We start from the raw sequence: 530 nt of genomic DNA, 5'->3' as shown, positions 1-530 counted from the left end.
CCCCTCACGTTACCGGGGAGTGTGCCGGGGTGATCCACTGCCTACGCGGTCGATGCGAGTCACGGTGCGACGCCGGACGCCTCGGTCACGAAGATCTCGTGCCGTTTAAAGCGCCTGCATAGCCCCAAACCACCGATGACGCGGCGGATGGCGCCGAGGACAACGGTCGGCCGTCCCGGCCGGCGCGTCAGTTGACGACGGTACTCACCCGCGAGTCAGCCCCATCTCGCCCGCGCGTAGTCCGGCCTGGAAACGGGAGTCCGCGTTGACGCCCACGCCGCTGACTATGACAGTCGTTATAGACGGGTGTAACCTGCTGGGCGTCCCGTGTTTATAACGACTGTCATAGGAGAGTGTTGTGACGATCATTACCGTGAACGCGCCGAAGGGGCGACTGAGCCTGGAGCAGCGCCGTGAGCTGGCCGAGACGCTGACGGACGCGGTGCTCGTGCCCGAGGTGGGGCAGTCGGCTCCGGCCGCCCGCGTCGGGTTCCAGGTGCACTTCGTCGAGCGCGAGCGGGACATGATGG

General features: G+C 66.4%; 1 protein-coding gene. It reads left to right on the top strand.

Annotated features, from left to right (window positions below):
• Window positions 1–358: 358 nt before the first annotated feature.
• Window positions 359–530, top strand: a 172-nt coding sequence (locus TN53_RS42060; protein ID WP_046264180.1) for a tautomerase family protein, incomplete at its 3' end; no start/stop codon positions are given.

Source organism: Streptomyces sp. WM6386 (assembly GCF_000972385.1).
In the GTDB taxonomy this organism is placed as follows: Bacteria; Actinomycetota; Actinomycetes; order Streptomycetales; family Streptomycetaceae; genus Streptomyces.
This window is presented reverse-complemented; position numbering and strand designations above follow the sequence as displayed.